This window comes from Streptomyces rugosispiralis, assembly GCF_024505145.1.
In the GTDB taxonomy this organism is placed as follows: domain Bacteria; phylum Actinomycetota; class Actinomycetes; order Streptomycetales; family Streptomycetaceae; genus Streptomyces; species Streptomyces rugosispiralis.
This window is the reverse complement of sequence record NZ_JANIAA010000199.1, coordinates 1-706: the sequence shown is the minus strand read 5'-3', so window position 1 is coordinate 706 and position 706 is coordinate 1. Positions and strand designations below refer to the sequence as shown.

Annotated in this window: 1 protein-coding gene; it reads right to left on the bottom strand. The window is 72.1% G+C overall.

The annotated features are described in order from the left end of the window. On the bottom strand, positions 1–706 hold a 706-nt coding region (locus tag NP777_RS47045; RefSeq protein WP_256656345.1), incomplete at both ends, for an acyltransferase domain-containing protein.

Sequence of the window (706 nt, the reverse complement as noted above, 5' to 3'; positions counted from 1 at the left end):
GGTCTGCGCAGAGATCCGCCCGGTCAACAGCACACCGTCGCCGCCCGCAAGCGGTACGGCGGCGCCCACGAGAGGGTGGTCCACTGCGGCCAGCCCGAGCCCCGCCGTGCCACCGACGCCGTACGCCGACGCCTGCGGCCAGTACCGGCGGCGCTGGAAGGCGTACGTCGGCAGATCGGTCAGCTCGACCCGAGCCGCGCCCGTACCGGCGAAGACGGTCGCCCAGTCCACGGCCACACCACGGACGTACGCCCGTGCCACGGCGGCGTGCACCGCCCGCGCCTCGGGCCGACCGGCCCGCAATACGGCGGCGAAGGCTGCCGCGTCGGCGTCGGTGACGCACTCCTGGGCCATGGCGGTGAGGACGCCGTCGGGGCCGAGTTCGAGGTAGGTGGTGACGCCCTGGGCCTCCATCGTCCGGATGCCGTCGAGGAAGCGGACCGCTTCGCGGACGTGGCGCACCCAGAAGCCGGGGGTCGTGATCTCCTCGGCGGAGACGACGTTTCCGGTGAGGTTGGAGACGATCGGGATGCGCGGGGCCTCGTAGCTCAGCCCCTCGGCCACCTCGCGGAACGCCTCCAGCATCCCGTCCATACGCGGCGAATGGAACGCATGGCTCACGGTGAGCCGCTTGGTCTTACGACCCTGGGCCTCGAAACCGGCCGCGATTTCAGCCGCCGCGTCCTCATCACCCGCGATGACCACG